Raw genomic sequence first — 25,497 nt, 5'->3', positions numbered from 1 at the left:
AACCCAAATACCGTACAAGGATTGAAGACAAACGATGCATATCCTGTTAAACACCCTGTACCTTATGACACCGCGCACCCTGGTGCGCTTAGATCACGAGACGGTAAAAATCGAGGTGGAAGGGGAATTAAAAATGCAGATTCCCCTGCACCACCTGGGCAGCATCGTCTGTTTTGGTGATGTTACACTTACCACGCCCTTAATAATGCGCTGTGCCGAGGACAAACGCTTGATTGTCTTTCACGACCAGCATGGCCGTTTTAAAGCCCGCGTGGAAGGCCCGGTATCAGGAAACGTTTTTCTTCGCCACGCCCAGCATGAAGCCCTATCTGATAGTAAAAAAACAACCGCTATCGCCAGAAATATAGTCGCCGGAAAAATCCGCAATACCCGGCAAGTTGTGCTACGCGGTGCCCGGGAAGCCGATAACGAAGACGATAGGAAAGCCCTCCAGGAAACAGCCAGGGAACTGGCTCACGGACTGGATGCCCTGTCACGTTCCCCCGATCTAGAGCAAATTCGTGGTATCGAAGGTAACGCCGCCCGGCATTACTTCGCAACTCTTGATCGCATGGTCAGAGTTAACCGAGAAGCCTTTAAAATCACCCACCGAAACCGGCGGCCGCCCCTGGACAGGATGAACGCTTTATTATCCTATATATATGCTCTCTTGCTGAACGATTGTCTTAGCGCTGCCGAAGGTGTAGGGCTTGATCCCCAGATTGGATATCTCCACGTCCTCCGTTCGGGGCGACCAGCTCTGGCTTTAGATTTGATGGAGGAGTTTCGTGCAATCCTGGCTGACCGTTTGGCCCTGACTTTAGTAAACCGTCGTCAGATCGATGAAAGGGATTTTGTCGAACGCCCTGGTGGCGCCGTGCATATTAATGACAACGCCAGGAAAGAGATTGCCATTGCTTACCAGAAGCGCAAGCAGGAAGAAGTACTTCATCCCGTCCTGAATAGAAAGGTGCCCCTAGGGCTGGTTCCCCATATCCAGGCCCGTTTACTCGCCCGTGTCCTGAGGGGAGATGCTGAGGAATATTTGCCCTTTATGTACCGGTAAATATATCGCTTTTCTTAAGTGGTGTAGATAACATGTATATTTTAATTACTTATGATGTTTCTACAGAAACAGAGGCAGGTAAAAAACGCCTGCGTAAAGTTGCCCAGGTATGTAAAGATTTTGGTCAGAGGGTGCAAAAGTCCGTCTTTGAGTGTTCGGTCAACGAAGCCCAGTTTGAACAGTTAAAGCACCGGCTCTTGCAGTGTATCGATGAAAAAAGCGATAGCCTGCGGATTTATCGACTGCGCGAACCCGCGAAAAAATACATCCAGGAGTATGGCGTCAACCTTACGATTGATTTTGACGCCCCCCTGGTTTTGTAAACCCGCGAACATATAGCAAGGGGCAAAAGGCCGAAAGGTTCGCGTTCTTTGGCGAATCAAGACCTGAAGCTAATTTTAGAGGTGAAGCATAATGAAGTATTCTAATTTAGTCATCAGGTTCGCGCAGAGTAGTAATATAGGGGTTGTCCGCCAAGGGTTTTAGCGCGAAGTGTCGCGCCCGGCTTCCATGCCGGGCGAGGGTTGAAACCGTATAGCCGAAAGGCTTGCACAGCCTGGCGTATCGTCGCGCCCGGCTTCCATGCCGGGCGAGGGTTGAAACCTGTCCTGATTAGACCTTTGGTAAGACCGTCTAATGTCGCGCCCGGCTTCCATGCCGGGCGAGGGTTGAAACCGAAAAATTTTTTGAGGATTTTTTTCGGGCGAGAGGTCGCGCCCGGCTTCCATGCCGGGCGAGGGTTGAAACACTCGTTCGCCACTCTTTCAAATGGCGAACAAATGTCGCGCCCGGCTTCCATGCCGGGCGAGGGTTGAAACTGGAAATGTGGTATAATTTAAGCAGGTGAAGGTGCGTCGCGCCCGGCTTCCATGCCGGGCGAGGGTTGAAACAACATATTCTTGGACTTGATCGGATATGGATCTACGTCGCGCCCGGCTTCCATGCCGGGCGAGGGTTGAAACTGGATGGCAAGGAATATAAGGCCCCGAAGCCGAAAGTCGCGCCCGGCTTCCATGCCGGGCGAGGGTTGAAACTGACGGTGCTTTTAACCCTTCGTCTGATACGCAAGTCGCGCCCGGCTTCCATGCCGGGCGAGGGTTGAAACTGCAGGGCCGGAAGCTAGAGGACCACCGGAAGGTCGTCGCGCCCGGCTTCCATGCCGGGCGAGGGTTGAAACATCTTGTATCATCTCAATCGTTTTGCCAAATAGCCGTCGCGCCCGGCTTCCATGCCGGGCGAGGGTTGAAACCGAATCCGAATACGGGGGCATATGCTGCCTATTGTCGTCGCGCCCGGCTTCCATGCCGGGCGAGGGTTGAAACTTTCTATAGTCCGCAGCGGAGCCGAAATTCGGTCGTCGCGCCCGGCTTCCATGCCGGGCGAGGGTTGAAACAATGTCTACATATACCTGTCCTGACTCGCCAATGACGTCGCGCCCGGCTTCCATGCCGGGCGAGGGTTGAAACATCGATCACGGCCATATGGGGGTTCAGGCCGTCAAGTCGCGCCCGGCTTCCATGCCGGGCGAGGGTTGAAACAGCACAAAATAATCATTTTCATAAACCTCGTGGGCGTCGCGCCCGGCTTCCATGCCGGGCGAGGGTTGAAACTCTGCGCTGCCATTAACGGCTACCTGGAGGGCCTAGTCGCGCCCGGCTTCCATGCCGGGCGAGGGTTGAAACAACCACTAAGTAAGCTTTGCCATCCAACAGAATCGTCGCGCCCGGCTTCCATGCCGGGCGAGGGTTGAAACCCTGGTCGCGCAGGAAACGCAAAACAAAAATCTCATGTCGCGCCCGGCTTCCATGCCGGGCGAGGGTTGAAACCACAAGGGCCTTGATAGCGACATCAGCGCTAATACGTCGCGCCCGGCTTCCATGCCGGGCGAGGGTTGAAACCTTTTGTGTCTCTTCCAAGGGCACAGGATAAATCAGTCGCGCCCGGCTTCCATGCCGGGCGAGGGTTGAAACCGTTTAAGCCCCATCTCTGCCGCTTTGTTGTGCACGTCGCGCCCGGCTTCCATGCCGGGCGAGGGTTGAAACCTGCGAAGTGCCGGAGGGGTTTACTTTGACCAGCCGTCGCGCCCGGCTTCCATGCCGGGCGAGGGTTGAAACCTAACATCAGCCATGGCAGACTCAAAATCCATAGCGTCGCGCCCGGCTTCCATGCCGGGCGAGGGTTGAAACAGGACGGCATCAACGGCGTAGCTTGGGTAGATGAGTTATGCCCGGCTATTACGCCCAGCTTACATTGATCGCAATGCTCTCCTGCTCCACCCATTTGCGGTGCTTCAGCATGGCCTGCAGGAGGGGGTGCCAGGGGGCGTAAGCCGGGTCCTCAGCCAAGTGCCGGAGCCTGGCGGCATACTCGTCGCCGAAGGGTATTCCGGCCGGCAAATACCTGGTATAAGTAGTGACATCCATAAGGTAGGGCTGCAAATCGGGAATTAAGTTGCGGCGGATATATTCGCAAATGCGGATGCCGCCGTAGTCCATATCGCCCCAGTGGTAGACCGGGGGCCTGGCGGTGGCTCCAGGGGATTCCCGGTAATCCTGGAGCCGGCGTAAAAAAAGCTGCACGCCGCGGTGGGGGAAGCCGCCGGTATATACTACTAAGCCAGCAGGGCCCTCAACCGCTAAACCCCGGCCCCCTCCCCCTTCCCGGCAAGGTACAGCCAGCTCACTTACACTTTGGACAACCTGATAGTAACTGGTCAAATTCTCCACCAGGAGAACCCAAGGAGCGGTAACGGCCGTTATCTCCATGGCCCGCACCATATGAGCGGCCAGACCCAGGCCGCCCGGAAGTCCCCCCACATTGACGGTGGTCCTTCCCACCCGGAAAGTCATGGGTCCGGCCACCAGGACCATTTTGGGATTATCGGTCAGGCCGACGCTGTCCAGATATTCGGCGTCGGTTTCATATTCCTCCGGACCGTAAGACTTGAGCAGGGCCAGCAACCGCTTTTTCACCCTTTGCTCGAAGGCCTTGGAATCCCCCAGGACCCGCTGGCTGAAGATGCGCTCCGGTGTGCTGTCTTCCAATCCCGGCAGGGCCAGGAGCACCTTGACCAGTTCCCCGTAGCCTTCCGGGTCCTCCAGGTCCAGGCCTGCGGACCGCCGTTCTCCTAAAGATGCGTCCACCCCGGCCCACCATCGCCGCACCCACTCCCAGGGGTGGGTAGCCAGGGGAGCCAGGACCTGGCGCAGCCTGCAGATCCGTTCCGCCCTGGGCACCAGCCCCGCCAGCTCATAGGCCCGGGGGATGGCGTCAAAGTTCAAATACACCTTTTCCACCTGGCGGCCTTCCTGGAAGCGGGGCCAGGTGACCTCCACCACCCCGGCAGCCGCCAGTTCGGCCAGGGCGGCGTGGATGGCCTCCCTTTTGCGGTGGTCCATCTCATCAAAATAATCGCCGGCCAGGGGGCTCTTCTTCATGGCGAACTGGGGCCGCTGCTTGCCCGGGGTGCCGGTTTGAAAAGAGCGGCTCCCTTCGTATTTACTGATCAGCAAAGAGAGAATCCTGTACCGGTACTGCGCTTGCAGGTCTCTGCCCGTCCCGGCCATTCCTTACACCCCCTCGCCGCGGCCGGCCGCTATCTTCACCGCCGCTACCGCCGGCCTGGCCCCGGTGACCGTCTTCTCCCCCGGCGGGGCGAGATAAAGAGGCGGCATCATTTAGAGGCGGGCCATCATTCCCGGCATCATCAGCATCATCGCCGGCATCTCCGGAGTCCTCACCACCGGTGCCCCCGTAGCCTGCTTCTTTATGCCCTCCTGCCCGGCCCCCGTCGGTATCGCCAGGGCCGGCCGGCTGCCCGTCACCGGTTGGCACTTCATCTCCGGCCAGTACTTCCTGGCGGCTGATCATGTCCACAAAACAGTGGAAGCCGTTACGGTGCACCAGCAGGGTGGTATCGACTTCCGGCGCCATGTGCTGCATTTTCTCGTCGGGCACGGCTGCTATAAGCTGCAGGTTCATGCGCTTGATGAGCCGGAGGCTGGTCTGGATGCGCTCTTCGTCCATTTTATTGAAGGCCTCGTCGAAGACCACCAGCCGTACTGTCTTGCCCGTGTCATAAAGATGATTGAAGGAGGCCAGGATGGCGACATAAAAGGGCGTCTGGGTTTCGCCGCCCGATTTTTCCCGCAGCACCTGGGAGAAGGAATAGCGGTGTTCACCGCTGGTGACCACGATATCGAAATCCAGGTAGTTGCGGTAGTCGGTGAACTCCTCCAATTCCCCGGCCTCGCCGCGGATGAGCTTCTCAAAGAGCTCGTGAAGGACAGCCGTCCGGTCGTCCTCGGGCAGCTCGAAAAGGGAACCCTGCTCCATCACCCCGGGGTCCATGATCACGTCGTAAAAACGCCTGTACCTCTCGCTGGGTTTAATCTCAAAGTGGTAGCGGTCCTCGTGGAAGGGAAAGTTTTTCAGGGCGTAGTTGAGCTCGTTGAAATCCCGCCGCGCTGCTTCAATGGCCTCGCGGAGCTTAAAGATAAAATGGGATTTAAATTCCTCTTCCGACTGCTTCAGGGCCTCGGCCAGCTTTTCCCGGTAACGGGGAATATCCACCGTGGCGATTTCCGCCAGCAGGGGCCGGTAGGCTTCATTATCCGGGGCTCCGGGATCGGCGTTATAGGTGTAGCGCAGGTTGTACTCGTGGCGCAAGTCGCGCAGGCGCTGGAACTCCTGCTCCCGCCTGGTAGTATTGCCCTTCTGGCTGTTCTCCCAGTTGATGAGCTTGCTGGCCACAGGCAGTTCCTGCCCTGCCGCCTCCCGCCAGCGTTCCTCGGCCCGGGGCAGGAGCTCGACAGGATACTGCTCCCGCCAGGACTGCCAAAAGGCCTGGGCTTCCTGCACCCTCGTCTCCTGCAGGTGCAGCTCCGTCTGCTTCTGGTTTAACTCGTTCTCGCGGCTTTTTTTAAGGCCGCTGATTTCGGTGACTTCATCCAGCAACTCTTTGCCGCGGCGCTCCCAGTAGTAATATTCTTCCTTTAACCGCTCCACTTCCCCCAGGTCCAGCCGCTCCAGTTCGGCGGCCAGGGCAGCCCGCTCCTCCTCTAAACGCCGGATGCGGGCGGGGAGGTCCAGCTGCTCGCTGATGCCGGCGTAAAGGGACTTCTTGTCGGCCAGGCGTTCCAGCCAGGCCGCCAGCTTCTCCCTCTTATCCTTCAGTACCTCTATCTGTTCTTTCGTCTCCGCCAGCTCCCGGCGCTTGATTTCTAACTGGCGCGCAATAGCCCGGGCGCCGATATAGGGTACGGCGTAGCGGTGTTTTTCCAGCTGCCTGGCCACCAGGTTGTGATAGGACATGCAGGTCCTGGTGATGGCGGTGCGGTAACGGCGCAGGTCCTGCTCGTCCCGGGCCTTCATGACCCGGCCCAGGAGATGGTCGATGTGGGCCTGGATGACCGGGTTGCCCGTTACCATTTCCTCCGCCAGGGAACCCTCCTGCGCCGTACCCAGGTACTTCTGCTCCTTCTCCGTATCCACCAGGCCGACTCCTTCTATCTGGTGCTTCCCTTTTTCCCTCTCGTAAATGGCCAGGGCTTCGGCAAAGACCCGGGGTTCCACCAGCAGGTCGAAGCGCTGAGTGTATAAATACCCCTCCACGGCGTCCCGCCAGGTTTCATCCTTCAGGTCCATTTCTTCGCAGAAGATCCACACCGGCGAACGCCTGTTCAAGCGCTCTTCCAGGAGCCTTTTCAAGTTGAGGACGTGCGGGGGGTAGGGCCGCTTCTTGTTCTCCAGGTCGCGGATCTGCCCCTCCAGTTCCGCTTTTTGTTGCTGGAGCAGGGCCAGCCGGTCCTCCAGGCGGCCAACAGCCCGGGCGCAGCGGCTGTGCAGGCCGGCCAGGAAAAGACCCGTATCCCGCACAGCGGCCACGGTATCCTCCCCCGGTAACCAATCAGCGTCCCCGGCCGGAACCAATCCGGACAGCAGCTCCAGGGCCCGTCCCAAGCGCTCCCGCTCCCCCGGCTGCCACTGCCAGTATTCATCCGCTTCCATCTCCTGCAGGCCGGCCAGCAGGGCCTTCTCCCGTTCGAGGGTCTGGCGCAGGATCGCCAGCAGCCGCCCCTGCTCCCGCAAATCCTTATCCACACGGGCCAGGCCTTCCTTTAACTCCTGCTCCCGCTGCCTGGCCTGGTGGCTTTGCCACTTTTGATATGCCTCCCTGGCCTTCTGCCCGGCCTCCAGCTGCTTGGCCCGCGCCAGATCCAGCTCCCGGCCCAGCCGTTCGACCTCGGCTGTCAGGAAGCGTATCTCCTCCTCCAGGCGGTCCCGCAGCTCCACCTCCCGGGTGTGCTTCAGGCCCCGGATGACATACTCCTGGATAGCCACCGTATCCCGCAGCCGGGCAAAAGTGTCGAACTGGCGGCAGATAGCCTCCAGCTGCTCCCGGCGCTCTTCCAGGGCTTCCAGCTCCGCCTGGTAGCGCTCGTGGATTTCAAAGTTCTGCCGCAGGAGGTCCAGCTGCAGCTCCTTCTCATCCAGGATATACTGGTAGACGAAATCCCGCACGTTCTGGATGGGCTTAAAGGAAAGGGCCTTGACGAAGACAGGGAAGAAGCGCTCGCTTACCTGCCCCAGGCGGTTTAAAAGGGCCTTCTGGTAGCCGGTTTTGCTCCGCTCGAAGATATGGCGTCCCGGCAGGTTTTGACAATAGCGGTGAAACTCCTCCCGGTTTTTCCAGCGTTCCGCCGGGCTCCAAAAATCCAGGTCGGCCAGCTCAACCCCGGACAGGATAAAGTATTCGTCGTCGATGGTATCGTCGCCGTAGACGTCCATCACCACGCCGACGACAAAGTTTTCCCTCTTTTGCTGGTCATAAAACTCGGCGACGATATAGCTGGTAAAATCACCTTCCCGCAAATACTTCCTTTCTTCCCCGCCGGTTTTGCCCCGCAGGTAGCTGATCAGGGAACGCCTGGCCTCGTCGTGGGCCGCCGAATTGAAGCGGATCTGCCGCTGGTTGGCCACCAGGAGGACCTGCAGGGCGTCGATGATGGTGGACTTGCCGGCGCTGTTGCGGCCGGCGATGAGAGTCTGGCGGCCGAACTCCAGGGTTTCGTCATAAAAATAGTGCCAGTTAATCAACCGCAGGCGGCGCATCCACTTCATTCGGCAGTTCCTCCTTCCCCTGTTCATAAGCAGCTATCTTCTGATACAGCTTTTCTACCGTATCCGCCTGGACGGCATAAAGAAGGGTATGAAACAGGCGGAAGGCGCAATCGTCGGACCTGATGTCGTCATTCAGGGGTTCCAGGAGTTTGTACTGGGTGCCCAGGCGCACCAGTTCCTGCAGCCTGGTTTTGTTAAAAAGGGGCAGGCGGAAGGCTTCATACTTGGCCCGGATCTCGTGGAGGGTGGTCACCGGAAACTCGCTCAAAGAAAGGCCCTGGCGCTTTTCCTGGTAGATGAGGCGCAGGACCAGGAGCCAGATGCTCTCATCCCGGGTCAGGTTGCGCCGGCAGCCGGCCTCAGGGGACAGGACAAAGAGGCACTCGTGGCGGTCGTCAAAGACGATCTCCCAGCCGAGGAAGCGGAAAAACTCCTCCAGAACCTGGCGGTGGCGCCGCGCCACCAGGTAATGCTCCCGCTCCTGTTCCTTGTTTAGGAAATTTACAGCCAGCAGGCGGTTGATGACCTCCCGCAACCGCCCTGCTTCCTGTTCACTGAGGTTTTCCCCGAGGTTAAGCACCGGTTTCCCCCTTTACCTCTTCCTGGGTCTTACAGGCAGCGCCCCTTCCCCCTCTCCCCTTGCCGGGGTCGCGGGGCCTGGAGCCGGGAGCCTTAAACGGCCCGCCCCTTCCTGCCCGTATCCACCCGCACTACCCGCCGATCATAAAAGCGATAGCCGCCGATGTCGAGGATACGGTTCGCGCCCCGCGGCACCAGCCGGTAGCCGGCCAGGCCGTCGTAGCCGTAGAGATAAACGTAGAGGAGATACAGGAATTCCTCCATATTGGTGGGTGCCAGCTCCTCGATGCCCATCTCCCGGCGCTCGCCCAGGCGGCCCAGGACGTAGGCGCTCACCTTTTCCCTGGTAATGGCCTGCCGCACCCGCTGCAGGTTCTGCTCCCGCAGCTGCCTTTTCAGTTCTTCGGGGACAGCCACCACCACCTGGGGTTCCGGCCGGTGGGGCGCCCGCCGCCGGCGCGGCGTATAAAGGGACTGCTCGTTTAATTGATTGAGGCGCATCAGGTTAAACATGCCGGGCAGGCAATCTTCCTCCGGCAGGTCGCCTCTCCTGATTCCTGCTGCCATCCATTCCAGGATCCGCGCCAGGTACTGGTCGACGCCGGAGCTGTGCTGGCTTAAATAACGGGCCCGCTCAAAGGAGGCGCGCAGGTACTGGTTGTGGCGCAGGTCGATCTGGTAAAAGATCTCGTCCAGGCCGCGGTAAATCTCTTCAATGTCCATGAGGGCGCGGCGCAGCTGCTCCGCCGCCTCTTCCCGAGTGGCAAAAAATTCGTTGCGCAGGGCGTCTTCCACGGCCCGGGCCATCCATTCCGGGTCCAGGAGCCACTCCTGGACCGTGGCCAGGATCCGCTGCCGGTAACGGGAAACATGGTCCGAAGTCTTGAGGCGGTGGTAGCTGCGGTCGATGATGTGGGCCTTGTACTCTTCGAAATGGTGGTCCAGGACCTCCTGGATGGATGTTTTGGCTACCACCTGCTCCATATGGTATTTCATATTGTTGGCCAGCACCCGTAGCTCCTCCAGGAACTCCTGGGTCATCCTCTGGGCCTCCAGGATGGCAAAGCCGGGCCGCTGCCTGGCCTCCTCACCGGAAAGGAGCTGGTAGGTAACGAAGGCAAAACGCTGGTATTCAACGGTCCGATTCTCGCATAATTCCTGGAAAACGGCCAGCAGCCGGCTGGCGTAGTGGGGCAGGACAATGTAATGGCGGAAATTCTCCCGCACTTCCACCTGGATCCATTTCAGCTTTTCCAACCGACGTAAAATAACGCCGGCCTTCAACCGGGCCTGGTCCTCGCCGTCGCCGTTAAAAAGCCCGCTGGCAGCAGGCTCCTGTTCCTGTTCCTCTTCCACCTCAAACGCCAGGCCGGCCTCCTCCTGGCTCTCGATCAGCTCCTGCATTAAATCCCGCATAACTTCATACTGAATGCCAAAGCGGTTGACCCGGTACTGCTCATAAAGGAGGAGCAGGGCCTCGGCGTAAATATACCTGTTACGGCCGCTGAAAACCTGGAACAGGCGTTCCGGTATGACCTCGAAAAGCTTCATCCGCCAGCCCCCAGTGATTAGATGGCCGTGCCGTGATGGCCTGGATATTAAAAGCGCCCGCTGGCTTCCCCCTGCAGGTTTGCAGGGCTACCCGGGCAGATTAAATCTTTATTCGTTACTATTCGACACCGCACCTGGAAGTCCTTTTTAGTTTTTAAGGTTCCCGTCATTTTTCTTCGTAAAAAAAGAACCCTGCAGCTACCATTTCTATAGTTAAGGATGGATGGGTGAATACCGTATTCAGAGGATATCTGGGTAAGGTGGTCGAGTAGAGGTATGCCGCAAGGCATACCTCTACTCGACCACTATAAAAGACCTCCAGAGCGGTGGTCCATTACCGCTTTTGGCAACCCACCGAAGGGAAACCGTTGCATGGCTCTAGTAATCCAGCATACTCCCAGACCCATACAACGATTTCAATAGAAACGGCCTAGCTGTTCCAGGCCTTTAGTAGGCAGGGCGGGGAGAGGATCGGGTTGCGATAAGATTTAGGCAGAAACTCTATCCGCAACTATAAGGACACAACTAACTTACTTTAAGATAGCTACCACGAAACGTCAAACGACATTGGGTTAATTCGTATATTAAAATCATCAGAAGAACCCTCAAAAACAAACGTGGCACTTTTTGCGTTTATATCAAGCGCAGGAAAAACCACAACGCCTTCGCTGACTACGCCAGGTAAAATTTCCGGCTGTACCCTAGGATAATCAAAATTCATTTTAACATCCAATTGTTTATTATTCTGAAGCGCCTTTGCGCTATGTTCCCAGAAATAAATTTTATTGTTGGTCTCATTCTTGACTGCTAAGTATACTCTAGTTTCATTGTCTGCAAATTCGACTTTTTGTAATGTTATAGAGTAACCCTTTTGGTTAGCGGCCTTATTCACATCTATTTTTAATTTGGCAGGAGCAATAATATCAACTGGATTAACTTTTTCAACAGCATCCGCCATTATTGCAACAGCAGTAATTTTGGCCCCGAAAGCATTTGAACCCTCAAATTTCCCTTTTACTGTCCCTTTAACTTTAACGTAGTTATCAGATTTAATATCATTTGATGTGCCATTATAATAAACTACCACATTAAATTCGCTTTTTTGAGGGTCGCCCCACATTTGAAATGCGGTTTTCCCGTCTTTTACTTCAGGGGCAGTAAAAATTTTCCCAGTTAGCTCCACCGGATAATTCTTAAATTTATCCGGTTCAGTGGTTAGTTCAGCTAATTTATCGTTTTTCAAGACTTCCTGAGTTGCTTTTGAAGTGGAAGTGGTATTGGCGCTACTACATCCAGCTACGTACATCACGATCCCCAAAATCATAATAATAACGATTAAGCGGGTTAAATAAGATTTCATGGCAAATGTTAGCCTCCTTCTAATGTTTTTAGTGGTTTAGCTAAAGTTTGATCGATTTATTAAAGTTTGGATCGTCTCCCCCTTTTTATTACGAGTTCACTTTATACGCAGCATTTCCACTGGCAACCCAACCAGTCGCAAAATGTTCCAGGGTTTCATTTAGTTCCGGCTCTTCGTCCCAGGTAATCAATTCTACGGTAAATCTGTTGGCTTCATACTCTATTCCATCAGGGTGTGTTCTGCAAGGAAAAAATATCCCGCCCCCTGCGGAGACAATTGCCTGTGTCCCAATTCGTGCACCAAAACGACGCGTTTCAGCCATTCCGTGAGGTTGGAGTTAAGGACAATGGCAACCTTCCCCTTAATCCGGCGAAAAGGAAATTCATCTACGTCGATACCCATATCCTGCTCCAGGCGGTAGGGGTCATTGGTTTTATATTTTTCTACAAGCTGTTTAACAGATTGCTTAATATAGTCCATAGGGCTCACCGCTTGTCCTTGCAAAACGGTGTCGAAAAATGTCATATCGCTAAAATAAGCCAAAACCTGCTACAACTATTGAGTAGCAGGTTTCTTATAAAATTTCTTGCCTTAATTTTTCATATTCTTCCGGGGATATGTCTACATCACGGAGGATTTTTCTGATTAAACTTCTGGCTAAATCTTCTCCCTTGCGGAAGGGAACAACTGTGCAGCGCCCATCGGGATGGGCAAACATGACGTGGCTTCCTACCTGCCTTTTTCGCTCGAAGCCCAAGTGGATTAATATGCGTTCCATATCCTCAGCAGAAATAATAGCAAGCCTTCTCACGCCTGCACCTCAACCTGGTGGATGCCTATAAATTTGTCTGGTGCAGGGATAAAATCGCTGTTTTCGTTAAGGTAAAGTTTGATTGCTTCTTGAACCCGCTCTTCCAATTCAGCCAGGTTATCCGCCTGGGTATGGCAGCCGGGAAGAGAGGGTACAGAAGCAATGTATTTGCCATCTTCGTCTTGTTCGATTACAACTAGGAAACAGTGAGATGCCAATTTTATCGCCTCTATCTTTTTTTCCTTTTCCCGTTAGCGGTTTTCTAAAATTCCTCCTCCAGCTCCACGTCACTTGGCGGGGTGTTGCGGTACCACCAGGAGGGGGGGATTATTACCACCTTGCAATTCAATCCTACTTACATTTTCAATTTTTCCCATTCAAAGTTATAGTACCACAGGGTATTAAGGAAATCAACTTGTTACCTTAAAATCCACGCCCCCGTCAAGGAAATAGAGGTGGACTTCTTTAACGTTCCGGTTAAAAATTGTTTCTACGGCTCGGGTGTAGAAGCGTACCTGCTCCCGGTAGGCGGCCAGGGGATCGGGGGGGATTCGGCCCGTCTTGAAGTCCAGGAGCAAAAAGCCGTCTTCCTCCTCGACCAGACAGTCGATGATGCCCTGGACCAGGATGATCTCGCCAGCGGCCGCTTCCGCCGGCAGGCCGGGGTAGAGCTCGACAGCGGGCACGGCCAGGGAAAAGGGGAGTTCCCGCTTTACTTGCTCCCACCGGGCCAGGAGGCGTTTCCCCAGGGGGGCGGCAAAAAAGGTTACGATAGCTCTGATATCGACGGCGGCAGCCTGCTCCGGCGTCAGGATCTCCCTCTCTACCATTTCCTGCAGCAGCCCGGCCAGGCTTTCTCCCGTCACCGGCCGGCTCAGGTCGACATGCTGCAGGACCAGGTGGGTGGCGGTGCCGCGCTCGGCGGCGGTAAGGCCCTGGTGGGACTGGAGGAAAGCCGGCCGGCGGGTGAAGGTGTTCTCCCCCGGCCGCAAGGGGGTCTCGCCTTCGTTAAAAACGTCAAAACGCCGTTTTAAATCCGTTACGGTGAGTTTAACCGGCAGCGCCGTGAGGGGCTGCCGGGGGTAGGTCCACGCCAGGCGGCGGGCCACTTCCTGCTGCAGCCAGGTGGGGCCGGTTTCATCCTGCGGCGAAACTGCACCCGCAGGCGGAGATACACCTGGTTCCACCCCGGCTTCTGCAATGTTGCTGCCTGGAGGGGCAACGGTTTTACCGGCGGTTTCCTGTACCGGGGTTACGGCCCCCGCAAGTTCCCTACTGCCACCAGGCCAGCCGCTGCATAACAGGCCGGGGTTCTCCTGCTGCCCGGCCGATTCTGTTCCCTGATACCCGGCCGTTACCCGAACCTGTACCCCAGGTTCCTCACTCCCCCGGTCCGGCAACTCTCCTCCCCTTACCACCTCCACCTGCCAGGAAGAGGGGTCGGGCAACAGATGACCGCCGCCTACCCCGGCCAGGTCCCGGATAGCGGCAGCATCCGGATGCCGGGCCAGGGCCGGCAGGAGCCAGTCCAGGGGGTTACCCGCCCGGGACGTGAGCACAGGTGGTAATTGCTCGCCGGGCAGGAAGAGGCTGGCGCACCAGTTTTCAGCCTGGCGAGGCAGGTCCCGGACCGTGCCGGCCAGAATGAGTTTCTCCCGGGCCCTGGTCAGGGCGACATAAAGGATGCGGAGTTCCTCGCTCAAGGCTTCCAGGCGCAGGCGGTGGCCGGTCGCCAGGTAGGGCAGGGTGGGGTATTTAATGCCGGCGGCGGCATCCAGGTACAAGGGCACCAGGCCCAGCCGGCCGTGGAGGAGAAAGTCGCCGGAAAGGTCGCGCAGGTTAAAGCCCTTGCCCAGGCCGGCGACAATGACCACCGGAAACTCCAGTCCCTTGGCCCGGTGGATGCTCATGACCCGGACGACATCCTCGTTCTCTCCCAGGGCCCGGGCCGTTCCCAGGTCGCCCTCGTTCTGCTGCAGCCGCTCGATAAAGCGCAGAAAGCGGAAGAGGCCGTGGCGGGCGAAGCCTTCAAACTGGCGCGCCCGGTCCAGGAGGGCGCGTAAATTTGCCTGGCGTTGGGCCCCGCCGGGCAGGCCGCCGACGAACTCCAGGTAACCGGTCTCCCGGTAAAGCTGCCAGATAACGTCCCCCAGGGGCTGGCGGCGGGCCAGGGTACGCCACCGCTCCAGGCGGGCTAAAAATTCTCGCAGCAGGGAAGCCAGGTCCCGGTCCTTACCCGGGACGGCCTTGCCGGCCGCCGCCCCTGGACCGGGATGATCGTCGCGCCACGGTTCCTGGGTATCTTCGATATAGGGAGCGATGCAGACCGGGTCCTGACCAGGCTGGTTATCTAAAGCCCCCCCTGATCCCGTAGCGGTGGAGGAAGGAGCGGCGGACTCCCTGGCAGTGAAAGGCAGCAGTGGCGCTCCCGCCGCCTTCACCACAGCAGTAAAGAAGTCTTCCCCCGGGGCCGCCAGGCGGATGCGGGCCAAGTCTCCGGCCGATAAGCCCACTATGGGTGAGCGCAGGACGGCCGCCAGGGGAATGTCCTGGTGAGGGTTGTCAATGACCCGCAGGAGGGAGAGGATGGTCTCGATTTCCGTGGCGGCAAAATAGCCGCTGCCCAGGTCGGCATAGGCGGGTATACCATACTGCTTTAGGGCCTCCAGAAAAACCGGCGCCCGGTCCCTGGTAGCCCGCAAAAGGATAACTATGTCCCGGTAGGTCAGGTCCCGGTACTCCTTCTTCTCCTGGTCCCAGACCTGGAACTCCGGCCCGGGCCGCTCCGGGGTGCCCCGGACCATGCGCCGGATACGCCGGGCCACCAGCAGGGCTTCCCTCTCCAGGGCCGTTAAATCCTCCAGGTCCGGTGCGCCAGTTTCCCCGCCAGGTGAGGCGGCCCCGTATCCGGATAAGGTTTCCCCATACCCGGCACCGCCGCTAATTTTCCCTCCCTTGCCAGCGCCAACGGCCTCCGGCAGGTCTGTCCTTCCCCCGGCCCCGGTGCCAGCTGCCACCTTACCCTCCTGGAGGTAGACCTCCACCGCCGGGGTTGCTGCCGCCGGGTTCTCCGGGTACCCGGCCCGGCCCACCAGGGCCGCGGCGGCGTCGTACTCCAGTTCCCCCACCAGGGGCGAGAAGACCTGGCGGAAGATAAAGTTCACCCCGTCCACCACACCCTGGCGGCTACGGAAGTTGGCCTTAAGGAGGATGCGGCGGTTCGGCCCCCCTTCTCCCTCCGGGTACTGCCGGTACTTGGCCAGGAAAAGATCCGGGTTGGCCAGGCGGAATCGGTAGATACTCTGCTTGACGTCACCGACCATAAAGAGGTTGTTTTCAGCTACGTCCTGGCGAGAAACCAGGGCCAGGATGGCGTCCTGGACGGTATTGATATCCTGGTACTCGTCCACCAGCACCTCGGCAAACCGTTGCCGCAGCTCCAGGGCGACGTCCGAGGGTTGCAGCCGGCCGGGGCCGGCGCCCTCGTCCAGAAGTACCCGCAGGCAGAGGTGCTCCAGGTCGCTGAAATCAATCAGGTTGCGGCGGCCCTTTGCTTCCCGGAGGGCGGCGTCAAAGCGCCGGACCAGGCCGACCAGGGTGGCTACCAGCTCACCGGACCGTTCCAGCTCGGCCCGGACGGCAGCCTCATCCCGGCAGAGGTCCTCTTTTAAGGCATACAGGAGGTCCCTGGCCTGGTTCCTCAGCTTGCCGGCCCTTTCCTTCAGGACGGGGTCCACATCCTCCCCCCGGGCGGCCTTGAGCCGGCCAAAATGGACGGCTGCCAGTTTAGCGTTCAGTTCCTCCCAGGGGAGGTCCCCCACTTCCTCCAGGAGCCGCGTGACCTGTTCCTTTTCGTTCTCCAGGTTGTCCAGGTAAACGGCCGGGCCGCCGGGGGCGGCGGCCGCCTGCCGGGCCTGTTCCAGGTACCAGGCCGCTTCCTGCAGCTCCAGGGTGATCATTTGCCGGAGTTCACCGTACCAGGGCAGGGATTCCAGGGGAGTTTCCGGAGTTACCTTGTAGGAGGATGTCACCTGTTCCAGCCAGGCTTCCGGCCAGGGCAGGCTGCGGCTGAATTCCCAGACCCTTAGCACCAGGTCCACCAGGTTGGCGTCACCGCGGCCCCCCAGGCTGTCGGCCAGGTCGGTAACCGGGCCGCCGTCCGGTTCGGCGGCAAAGGCCTCCTCCAAGACCCGATCCATGACCTCCAATTGCATGAGGTCCACTTCGGCCGGGTCCATGACCCGGAAGCCCGGGTCCAGGTCCAGGCGGTAGAAGTAAGTGCGCAGGACCCAGAGGCAGAAAGAGTGGATGGTACTGATATGGGCGCGGTTTAAGAGGAGGAGCTGGCGCCGCAGGGCCTCATTTTCGGGGTCCCTGGCCACGGCCGCCTCCAGGGCGGCGCCGATGCGCTGGCGCATCTCGGCGGCGGCCGCTTCGGTAAAGGTCACCACCAGCAGGTTCTCCAGGCTGACGGGGTCCTCCGGGTCAGTCAGCCGCTGGATAATCCGCTCCACCAGGACGGCCGTCTTACCGGCCCCGGCAGCGGCGGCCACCAGGATGTTGGCCCGACGGGCCCTGATGGCGGCTAGCTGATCCGGCGTCCACTCGCGTTTGCCCGTTGCAGTCACCTTAAGGAATCACCCTTTCATCTGGCTCCCCAGAAAAGCGGCGGCCAGTTGCCAGAAATCCCCCGGCAGGTTTCCCAGGCGGCGGTAACCGCTGCCCGGGATCTGGGGGTCAAAGGCGCATACCGGCCGGTAGGGGCAAAAATCGCAGGCTGTTTCCTGGCCCCGGCGGTAGGGGCTGATCTCCACCCGGCCGGAGAGGATGGCGCCGGCCAGTTCAGCCGCCCTGGCCAGGGCCAGGTCCAAAAGGAGCGCCATCTCCTCCCGGCCGGCCACCGGCGCGCCCTTGCGCAGGCTGCCGTCTTTATTCAGGCGGAGCGGCAGCAGGTCCGGGCTGGCTGCTATCTCCCGGTCCATAAGCTTGATCACTTCCACATCGTCCAGGAGCAGGCCGCGCATCTTCAATTCCTGGCGGCGGAGCCTGGCGGCGGCCTCCTTTCCAACCGGGCCCCTTTGCCGGATCAGGGGGTTCCTGACGGCAAAGTAAAGCATGCCGGCCGGCTCGGCCGCCTCCCCCAGCAACTCCGGGGCCGCGTCCAGGGCCGCCCGCAGGTAGAGGGGCAACTGCAGGGCCAGCCCGTAATAGACGGCTGTGAGGTCCAGGGTGGTGGGGCTGCTCTTGTAGTCGATCACCCGCAGGTAGGGGCGCCCCTGGCGCCGGGCCACGTCGATCCGGTCCACCCGCCCCTCCAGGAAAACTCTTCGGCCGGGTCCGGCGTCCAGTTGCAGGGGCGGCAGCTTCCCCCGGCAGCCAAAACTCGTTTCCACAGCCAGGGGACGAAACTCGCCCCGCCGGGCATGCTCGTTGAGGACCTCCATTACCCGCTGCAGGGTCTGCTCGAGCTTTTTCCGCAGGTAGCCGTAGCGAGCGTTGCTGCTCAAGATCTCATGCTGCAGTGCAGGTGCCAGGCTGTCAACGACCTGGCTGATGATGGCCGCTGCTTCGTTGTCGCTGAGCCGGCCCCAGTCAAGGCCCCGGCGGCCCAGCTCTTCGACAAATAGCTTCAGGGCGGCGTGATAGAACTGGCCCATCCCGGCAGGGTCCACCTGGTAGAGGCGGCGTTCCTGTAACCCCAGGCCGTAGCTTAAAAAATAGCGGAAGGGGCAGCCGGCAAAGGTCTCCAGCTGGGAGATGCTGAGCCGCAGGGGCCGGGGGTAGAGGCCCCGGGCCAACTCCGGTTCCAGGGGGTCCACCTGGTTGCGATACCCCCCTCCCTCCAGGAGGCCCAGCATTTTTTGTCCCCTGGCGTCCTGGTGCAACCAGCGGTAAACCTCCTGCCACAGGGGTGGCAGGGGCCGACCCCGGCCCAGGAGGCGCGCAAGGTGGCCGGCCGCCTGGCGTGGCGTGGTCAGGTAAACCAGGTCGTCGTCGCCCCCGGGGAGCTCCGTGCCGGCGGTCTCTTCCCTAAGGCCCGGCAGCAGTTGTCGCAAGCGGCGCACCAGGGGCGAGGGAGAGAGGGCTTTGCCCTCGGCGTCGGCCAGGGGGTAACTCAGCCACAGGTAGCGGCGGGAGCGGGTCAGGGCCAGGTAGGCCAGGAATTCCTCGTGGAAGAGACGCAGGGTTCCCGTAGGGGCCAGCTCCAGGCCGGCCGCCCGCAGTTCCTCCCTTTCCCGGTCGCTGAAGGTGGCGTCCTCGGGCAGCCGGGCCGGCAGGACCCCTTCACCGACCCCCAGAACAAAGGCCGCCTGGAGTTCCGGCTGGCGGGAGCGGTCCAGGGTACCGGCGACTACCTGATCCAGGGCCGGGGGGATGAGGCGGAGCTTCAGGCTCTCCAGGCCGGTATCCAGGATGGCGGCATACTCCTCCAGCTCCAGGGAAGTATCGCCCAGGGCTAACACCAGTTCCTCCAGGAGGTCCATGAGGCCTTCCCAGATCTGCTCGTGTTCCTGGGCGGCGTCCAGATCCCCGGCAGCGGCCGCCTGCCGGCTCCAGGCAGCCAGCCGTTCCGGCACCCCCAGCTCCTGCAGGAGGTCAAAGAGGGCTGCGGTTATCTCCCGTCCCGTCAGTTGCCGGCCCCGGAGGGCCCCGTCGAAGCGCCGCAGGTGGCAGCTGGCCCGCTCCCGGATAGCGTTAATGGTTTCGCCGGCGGCACTGCCCGGCGGCGAAGGGGTTTCCAGATCCCGGGAATTTCCATACTGCCAGGGCCGGCTATCGCGCCACCGGCGGCCGCGGATGCCGTGGGCCAGGACGTAGTTCTCCAGGAGGTCGATCTCCTCGCGGGGAACGGGCACCAGGTCGCTCTTGAGATAACGAAACACGGGATCATAGGCCCAGTCCTCCAGGACGGCCTCCAGGGCGGCCCGGACCAGTTCCACCAATGGGTGGTGGCCCACCGGCCGGCGGCGGTCGATGAACAAGGGGATGTTAAAATCGCGAAAGGTGTTGACGATAAGGTCGTGATAGGGCTCCAGGTCCCGTACCAGGACGGCCATCTGCCGCCAGGATAGGTTCTCCTCCCTGGCCAGGCGCAGGATCTCCCTGGCTGCCGCCTCAACCTCCACCCGGCGGTTGGCAGCGGCCACGAGCCTGATGCCTGCCGCATCGCCCCGGAATGGCCGCAGGGGCCAGCGGCCGAAATGGGCTTCCAGGTGGGCCAGGGCCGGCGCCTCCCGGAAACGGGGCGGGGTTCCCGCCAGGCAGACGTCGTCTTCCACCCGGACCCCGGCTGCCAGGGCCAGCTGCCGCAGGCGGTGATAGGTCTCGCCGGTGGGGTGAAAGAGCTCCGTCTCCCCCAGCCGCCGGTGCCTCAAGGTCGGGTCCAGGCACAGGGTGACGGTTACCTGCTCCGCGACGGCCATCAGGGCCTGGAGAACGGCCTCCTCCTGGGGAGTAAAACCATTAAAGCCGTCGACCCAAACCCGTGCTCCCCGGATAAAGGCTGCTTCCGGCAGCCGACCGGCCAGGAGGGTGAGATAGTCGTCGGGGTCCAGGTAGCGCCCCGCCAGGTAAGTCTCCAGCTCCCGGTAGACCAGGGCCAGGTCCCGGAGCTTGCGGGCCAGGATGGTTTGCTCGCGGCCTGTCTCCCGGTACCTCTCCAGGATTCTGTCCAGGTCCGCCGGCGTTACCCGGTAGAGCTTCAACTCGGCGATGGTGTGGGCCAGTTGCTCGATAAAGCCCGGGCTCCCGGCCAGGGGAGCGAAAAGGCCAAGGTCGTCCCGGTGGGCGCTCACTACCGCCCGCAGGGCCATAGCCTTGCCCATCTCGCCCAGGTGGGGCCGGGCCGCGCCGCCGGCTTCCTGGAAGACTCGCCAGCCCAGGCGGCGAAAGCTCAACACCTGGACCCGGCTGAAGCCGGGAACACCAGCCGCCCGGTGCAGGTCCAGTTCCATCTGCAGGGTGGCCTGCTCCGGGGTGAGGATAATGAGGGCCGGGCCTGCCGGCCCCTCCGCCAGGATCGCCTTTATCTCCTCAAGGCAGAGGCGCGTTTTGCCCGACCCGGCGCGGCCCAGGACCAGACGTAAAGCCAAAGGTCAACACCTGCCTGTACCCAAAATACCGGTCTTACCATCCTCAACATCCCTGGACCTCCCGTTGAAGGCCCTGTTTAAATCTTATTAAAGGGCGTCGCCGCCTTCACTACCTACCATCGCCGTACCCACTCCGTTTTATGGACAAAAGGATCATAAAGTAGAACTTAACAGGTTGCCCTTACTTTTCGATCTTCACCGGCATCCCCCAGGCGGCAAAATCCGGGTCATGGGATAAAAGAATCAACTGCCGCTCGAGGGCCAGGGCCGCAAGGCTTTCCCGGATGCGCTCCCGGCGGGCGGCATCGCAGTTGACAAAGCAGTCGTCGAAGATAAAAGGCAGGGTCAGGTTGGCGCTCAGGAGGTCACCGATAGCCAGGCGTAAGGAGAGGTAGAGCTGATCCTGGGCGCCGCGGCTGAGCTGGGCCAGGGCCATAACCACCCCGGCTTCCCGTACCTCTACCTGGAAATCTTCAGTTATATCAACTTGTCGTTCCCGGTGGCCGGTAAAGAGGTTGAAATAGCGGCTGGCGGTCCGGGCCAGCTCCCGCCGGTAGTTCTGGCTGTAGTCCCGGGCCGCGGCCGCCAGTTCCCGGTAGGCCAGGGCCAGGGCCCCGGCCTCCAGCTCCAGGCGCTCCAGCTCCTTTTCCCTGGCCGCCAGGGTCTCGGCAACAATGGCCATGTTGGCGATTTGGCTGCCTTCCAATTGGGACTGGCGGCGCAGGAGCTGACGTTCTTCTTCCTCCAGCCCCCGTAACCGGCCTTCCGTTTCTATTATCCCTGCCCGGAGGGCCCTGTACTGTTCTTCCAATTCCTCCCCTTTTGTTTCCCCTCCGGGTTCGGGCAGGCCCGGATGCTCCCGGACCAGGTCCTGCCATTCCTGCAGAACGGCCACGGTCCGGTTGGCAGCATCCAGATAAGCTGTGGCCAGGTCTTCCAGGTCGCCTTCACCCAGGAGGCCGGCCAGCTGTTCCTGCCAGCCCTGCCACTCCTGGGCCAATTGTTCATAGGCCTGCCGGCGCTCCAGGGCTTTACCGGCCCCTCCCCCGCCCGGTGCCAGGATGGCGGCCAGATCTTCCCGCAAGCCGGCCGCCTCAGGTTCCAGCTCCTGGATTTGCTCCCATAAATCCTTTACCCGGCTCCCGGCGGCCTGCCGCCGGCCGGCCAGCTCGCCCAGGCGTTCCTTTATCCTGCCCGCCTCCTCTAGGAGGGGGGCAACGGCTCCGGGATCGATCGCCGCGGTAAAGGGGGCCACGTGTCTTTCCAGGGCGGCAATCTTCTTCGCCAGGCGTTCCAGGGCCGTCCGCCCCTCTTTATCCGGTTTAAGGAGCTGCTCCCTCTTTTCTTGCACCTGCCGGCTAAGATACGTCAACTCTTCCCACCGCCGCGCCCGGGCCAGGAAATCTTCCCAGGCGGCATGATCCAGTTCCTTTAACCAGGTTAAAAGCTCGCCCACCGTGGCCGGAGCCTGCCCCGCCAGCCGCGCCAGGGAGGCAAGACCCGGCCATGGGGCTCCCAGGCCGGCAAGGGGTACTGTTAAAGCCGCCGGCGGCGGTGTTCCCACAGCCTTTATGGTAAATGATTCCATCTCAGCTGCCAGGCGCCGCTTTTCTTCCCTGGTAGTCAGGTAACGGCGGTAGGCTGCCGTCACATCGCTAAAGCGGGCGCTGATGGCGGCGGTAGCGGTATGGAAATCGCTTCTAACCCTGGTTGCTGCCTCCAGAGCCTGCCGGGCCGCCTCTTCTTCAGCCGTGCCGGGCAAAGAAGCGGCCAGGGTTGCCAGTTCCTCCCGGACCCTATCCCGCTCCCGCAGGCGCTGGCGGAGCTCCCCCAGTTCAGCCGCCGTGGCCCCCGCCCAGGGGCCTAAGATAGCATCCAGCTGCGCCAGGCGCCCCTGCAGGGTGGTAATCGCCGCGGTCAGGTCCAGGATGTCCCTACCGGGTCGGCCCAGGTAAGATCCGGCAGCATAGCCCAGGCCGGCCAGGACCAGGGCAGTTGCTAGGGCGAGAAGCCAATTGCCGGTGGCCAGGCCGGTTACCAGCCCCCCCACCAGGCCGGCGCCCGCCAGGCCCAGGGCTGTGGCCAGCCTCCTGCGCCTGCAGGCTGCCAGGGCCGCCTTCCTGGCTGCTTCCCTGGCCTGTAATTCCTCCAGGATCCGGGGTTTATCTGTCGCTGCCTGGATGGCTTCCCCCCCCAGGTCTTCCAGGTCGCCGAATTCTCGCCGGAACTCTTCCTCGCGGCGCCGGTAGGCGGCCTTTTGTTCCTCCAGGCGCCGGCAGGCGTCCCGGGCCGCCTGCTCTTCCCTTTCCAGGGCGAGCCTGGTGGCGGCGTAGTTGGCCAGCAGGGTTTCCTTTTCCGGCAGCAGCCCGGCAAAACAGCTCAGATCCCCCGCCAGTTCCGCTTCCAGTTCCTTATAGCGGTTTTGCTGCTCCTGGAAGCGGCCCCATTCCTCCAGGAGCTGACGCGCGGCCACCTGCAAGCCCTCCAGGACCGTGGCCGGGCTGTTTCCCAGCAAGCTGAAATCAGGCAGGGCGGCCAGCTCAGCAGCCGTTTCTGCCGCCCGGGCCGCCAGTTCACGCACCTGCCCTTCCAGTTCCTCCCGCTCCTTGAGGAGGCTCTGCAGGTCCTCCAGGTCCCGCAGGATGTCCGGGTGATCAGCCACCGCCGCCAGTTCTCCCTGCAGCCTGGCTGTTAATGCCTCCTGCTCCGCGTTTAAATCCCGGAGCTGCGCCTCCCAGTTCGCCGCCTCGCCCTTTAAGCGGGCTATTTCCTGCTCCAGCTCCGCTAGGCGGTCGAGTTTGCCGGCGCTACCTGCCGGGGCGCCGGCCCACTCGGGATACGACCGGGCCGCCAGCTCCTTGTGCCGGCAGATCTTCTCCTCCAGTTCCCGGGCTCTTTCCTGGACCGCCCCGGCCTGCTGCTGTTCGCGCAGGGCGCTTTTGTACCTCAATTGCAGGGCGCGCCATCCGTCCCAGGCTGCCAGAAGGTCCTGTTGTTTTTTTAGTTGCACCCGGACTGCTTTAATCTCTGCCGTCAGTTCCTGGAGCCGGGAACGCACGGCAGCCAGTTCTTCAATGGTACTGCCGGTAGCCTGCTGCTGCGCCCGTAAAGAGTCAATCTCCGCCTGCAATTCCTCCAGCCGGGCATCCTTGCGCCCGTTGTTGCCCACGCCCCGGTCACCGCAATAACGGGTCAGGGCCCTCAGGTCGTCAGCCAGCATTTTCAGGGCTTCCTGGTAGTGGCCGCCGCTGCCGGAAAGGAGCTTTTGCACCTCACTGCTTAAAGCCCTTCCTTCCGGCAGGGGCTGGCCCAGGCAGAAGGTGGCTTCAAAGAGTTCCCGGGAGGTCATTCCCAGTAGGGAAGCCAGGTGCTCGTTATAGACCGGGTTGTGCTTGTGGGCTGCCGGGTTGTGGCTCCCCCGCCAGACCTCTTCCCAGCCATGAGCCCCCCTGGTCCTAATGGTCACCCGGTTATTATTAAATTGACGCCTCACTGCATAGGCCCGGCCGTCCACCAGGAATTCCAACTCGCCTTCAAACCGGTCCGGCTCTTCCCGGTTGGCAAAACGGGCGCTGCCAAAGGCCTCCGGGTTGCCGCTATTGGGGAGGCCGAAAAGGACGGCTTCCAGGCCGGCAACCAGGGTTGACTTGCCCTTTTCATTGGGGGCCACGAGGACGTTGAGGCCTTCCTGGAAAACAACGGTCACCCCCTCCCGGTAGCAGCCGAAACCGGCCAGCCTCAGACGCTGCCAGGTTACCGCTGGCATTACCTGCTACCCCCCTTCAGGGCCAGGAGGCCGCGAAAAATCGCCCGGCGGATCACCTCTGCTTCCCCGGGTCCCGCAGAGCCGGCAAGCTTTTCTTGCAGGCGGCGGACAAAAAGGCCCCTGATGGTTGGTTCAGCGGCGATACTCTCCAGGATTTCCGGCGTCCATCCTGCCGTTTCGTTCACCAGTTCCAGGTATGGGCAGGGGTGACCCAGGCGGGCCTGGAGGCCCTCAAGGTCCAGATCAAAGGCGAGGCTGCCCGTCAGGCGCACCTGCATCAGGGCACCGGGGTCAAGGGCGTCCCTGACGGCCGTCTCCAGTTCCTCCGGTTCCTGGAAAGCCGTAACGTCCAGGTCAACGAGCCGCCAGGGCGTTACCCGGGCCGGTACCTGCTCCACCCGGGCCGGGCCGTCCCCCAGGGTGACTATGGTCCAAGAGCCGGTCCCGGGATCGGCGAAGCCCTTGCCGGCCACCATGCCGGCGTAGACGGCCAGTCCCCGGCCCAACCTCCTTTGTCCCCCGCGGTGGATGTGGCCCAGGGCTATGTAGTCATACCCGGCGGCTGCCAGGGCTTCCCCATCCAGGGGCAAGCTCCTTTCCCCGCCGTCCCAGTCCAGGGAGCCGTGGAAAACCGCCAGGTTCACCCCTTCCCCCTCGGCCGGAGGGAAGGCCTTTAACGGGCCGTCAACCCTGGTCACACCGCCGGTGTAGGCCATGGCCATTAGGTGACAGGTGTCGCCCTTGACTTTTAGGGTAGCCACTTTAGCCGGCATGGGATCGGTCACCAGGAGGCCCGGCCAGCGGCCGGCTTCCCGGCGGTATACCGCATCGTTATATGTAATCTCATCATGGTTCCCCGGCACCGTTATCACCTGGATGCCGGCGGCTTCCAGCCGGGTTAGCTGGCGGATGGTTTCCTCCACCAGGGAAGCCTCCGGCCGGTGGTTGTCAAAGAGGTCCCCGGCGATGAGGACCAGGCTGATTCCCTGCCGGGGGTCCAGGGCCAGGTCCACGGCCGCCTGCAAAACCCTGTTGCGCGCCCGGTAGACCTCCTCCCGGACCGGTGCCGGCAGGTCAGGCCGGTACCCCAGGTGCAGGTCCGCCAGGTGCAGGACGCGGAACAACAGTGCCACCTCCTATATTTAAGGT

The 25,497-nt window shown here is 60.7% G+C and carries 14 protein-coding genes and 1 CRISPR repeat array; of the genes, 2 read left to right on the top strand and 12 right to left on the bottom strand.

Annotated elements, in window-relative coordinates; all coding sequences use genetic code 11:
* Positions 1 to 34 precede the first annotated feature (34 nt).
* Both cas1c and cas2 read left to right on the top strand, forming a co-directional pair.
* Positions 35 to 1,066: a type I-C CRISPR-associated endonuclease Cas1c gene (cas1c, locus tag MOTHE_RS02110; RefSeq protein ID WP_011392030.1), complete on the top strand. Its 1,032-nt coding sequence runs from the start codon at positions 35 to 37 to the stop codon at positions 1,064 to 1,066.
* A gap of 32 nt (positions 1,067 to 1,098) precedes the next feature.
* Complete coding sequence (cas2, locus tag MOTHE_RS02105) at positions 1,099 to 1,389, top strand: CRISPR-associated endonuclease Cas2 (protein WP_011392029.1); 291 nt, start codon at positions 1,099 to 1,101, stop codon at positions 1,387 to 1,389.
* Positions 1,390 to 1,560: 171 nt separating this feature from the next.
* A CRISPR array of direct repeats spans positions 1,561 to 3,252; the repeat unit is 37 nt; unit sequence GTCGCGCCCGGCTTCCATGCCGGGCGAGGGTTGAAAC.
* 48 nt (positions 3,253 to 3,300) lie between these two features.
* Here cas2 and MOTHE_RS02100 read toward each other — a convergent pair.
* The 12 genes from MOTHE_RS02100 to MOTHE_RS02045 all read right to left on the bottom strand — a co-directional run bounded on the left by MOTHE_RS02100 (position 3,301) and on the right by MOTHE_RS02045 (position 25,472).
* Positions 3,301 to 4,578, bottom strand: coding sequence for a Wadjet anti-phage system protein JetD domain-containing protein (locus MOTHE_RS02100; RefSeq protein ID WP_011392028.1), 1,278 nt, complete (start codon positions 4,576 to 4,578; stop codon positions 3,301 to 3,303).
* Positions 4,565 to 8,188, bottom strand: coding sequence for an SbcC/MukB-like Walker B domain-containing protein (locus MOTHE_RS14065; protein ID WP_011392027.1), 3,624 nt, complete (start codon positions 8,186 to 8,188; stop codon positions 4,565 to 4,567). The genes MOTHE_RS02100 and MOTHE_RS14065 overlap by 14 nt, the downstream gene beginning before the upstream one ends.
* The gene (locus tag MOTHE_RS02090; RefSeq protein WP_011392026.1) at positions 8,157 to 8,768 is read right to left on the bottom strand and encodes a DUF4194 domain-containing protein; all 612 of its coding nucleotides are present in this window, start codon (positions 8,766 to 8,768) and stop codon (positions 8,157 to 8,159) included. Before MOTHE_RS02090 ends, MOTHE_RS14065 begins: the two co-directional genes overlap by 32 nt.
* A 92-nt stretch (positions 8,769 to 8,860) precedes the next feature.
* Positions 8,861 to 10,318, bottom strand: coding sequence for a Wadjet anti-phage system protein JetA family protein (locus MOTHE_RS02085; RefSeq protein WP_011392025.1), 1,458 nt, complete (start codon positions 10,316 to 10,318; stop codon positions 8,861 to 8,863).
* 544 nt (positions 10,319 to 10,862) lie between these two features.
* A complete protein-coding gene (locus MOTHE_RS02080) occupies positions 10,863 to 11,678 on the bottom strand; it encodes a hypothetical protein (protein ID WP_011392023.1) in 816 nt (271 codons plus the stop codon).
* Between the two features lie 219 nt (positions 11,679 to 11,897).
* Positions 11,898 to 12,203, bottom strand: coding sequence for an ImmA/IrrE family metallo-endopeptidase (locus tag MOTHE_RS02075; protein ID WP_162490020.1), 306 nt, complete (start codon positions 12,201 to 12,203; stop codon positions 11,898 to 11,900).
* A gap of 49 nt (positions 12,204 to 12,252) precedes the next feature.
* Entirely contained in the window at positions 12,253 to 12,489 is a 237-nt protein-coding gene (locus tag MOTHE_RS02070) for a type II toxin-antitoxin system HicA family toxin (RefSeq protein ID WP_011392021.1), read from the bottom strand.
* Positions 12,486 to 12,707, bottom strand: a complete 222-nt coding sequence (locus MOTHE_RS02065; protein WP_011392020.1) for a type II toxin-antitoxin system HicB family antitoxin — start codon at positions 12,705 to 12,707, stop codon at positions 12,486 to 12,488. The genes MOTHE_RS02070 and MOTHE_RS02065 overlap by 4 nt, the downstream gene beginning before the upstream one ends.
* 192 nt (positions 12,708 to 12,899) lie before the next feature.
* Positions 12,900 to 17,117, bottom strand: coding sequence for a UvrD-helicase domain-containing protein (locus tag MOTHE_RS02060; protein WP_011392019.1), 4,218 nt, complete (start codon positions 17,115 to 17,117; stop codon positions 12,900 to 12,902).
* 9 nt (positions 17,118 to 17,126) lie between these two features.
* Positions 17,127 to 20,582, bottom strand: a complete 3,456-nt coding sequence (gene addB / locus MOTHE_RS02055; RefSeq protein WP_053094611.1) for a helicase-exonuclease AddAB subunit AddB — start codon at positions 20,580 to 20,582, stop codon at positions 17,127 to 17,129.
* Between the two features lie 181 nt (positions 20,583 to 20,763).
* On the bottom strand, positions 20,764 to 24,348 hold the full coding sequence (locus tag MOTHE_RS02050; RefSeq protein ID WP_053094610.1) for an AAA family ATPase: 3,585 nt from the start codon (positions 24,346 to 24,348) through the stop codon (positions 20,764 to 20,766).
* Complete coding sequence (locus MOTHE_RS02045; protein WP_011392016.1) at positions 24,348 to 25,472, bottom strand: metallophosphoesterase family protein; 1,125 nt, start codon at positions 25,470 to 25,472, stop codon at positions 24,348 to 24,350. Before MOTHE_RS02045 ends, MOTHE_RS02050 begins: the two co-directional genes overlap by 1 nt.
* Positions 25,473 to 25,497 lie beyond the last annotated feature (25 nt).

The organism is Moorella thermoacetica, from assembly GCF_001267405.1.
In the GTDB taxonomy this organism is placed as follows: domain Bacteria; phylum Bacillota; class DSM-521; order Neomoorellales; family Neomoorellaceae; genus Neomoorella; species Neomoorella thermoacetica.
Note: the sequence above shows the minus strand (reverse complement) of the source record. Positions and strands in the feature narration are given on the sequence as shown.

What these genes read in the sequence shown, in the direction of transcription:
- cas1c (WP_011392030.1), top strand. Translation starts at nt 35, where the DNA reads ATGCATATCCTGTTAAACACCCTGTACCTTATGACACCGCGCACCCTG.
- cas2 (WP_011392029.1), top strand. Translation starts at nt 1,099, where the DNA reads ATGTATATTTTAATTACTTATGATGTTTCTACAGAAACAGAGGCAGGT.
- MOTHE_RS14065 (WP_011392027.1), bottom strand. Translation starts at nt 8,188, where the DNA reads ATGAAGTGGATGCGCCGCCTGCGGTTGATTAACTGGCACTATTTTTAT.
- MOTHE_RS02080 (WP_011392023.1), bottom strand. Translation starts at nt 11,678, where the DNA reads ATGAAATCTTATTTAACCCGCTTAATCGTTATTATTATGATTTTGGGG.
- MOTHE_RS02050 (WP_053094610.1), bottom strand. Translation starts at nt 24,348, where the DNA reads ATGCCAGCGGTAACCTGGCAGCGTCTGAGGCTGGCCGGTTTCGGCTGC.
- MOTHE_RS02075 (WP_162490020.1), bottom strand. Translation starts at nt 12,203, where the DNA reads ATGACATTTTTCGACACCGTTTTGCAAGGACAAGCGGTGAGCCCTATG.
- MOTHE_RS02085 (WP_011392025.1), bottom strand. Translation starts at nt 10,318, where the DNA reads ATGAAGCTTTTCGAGGTCATACCGGAACGCCTGTTCCAGGTTTTCAGC.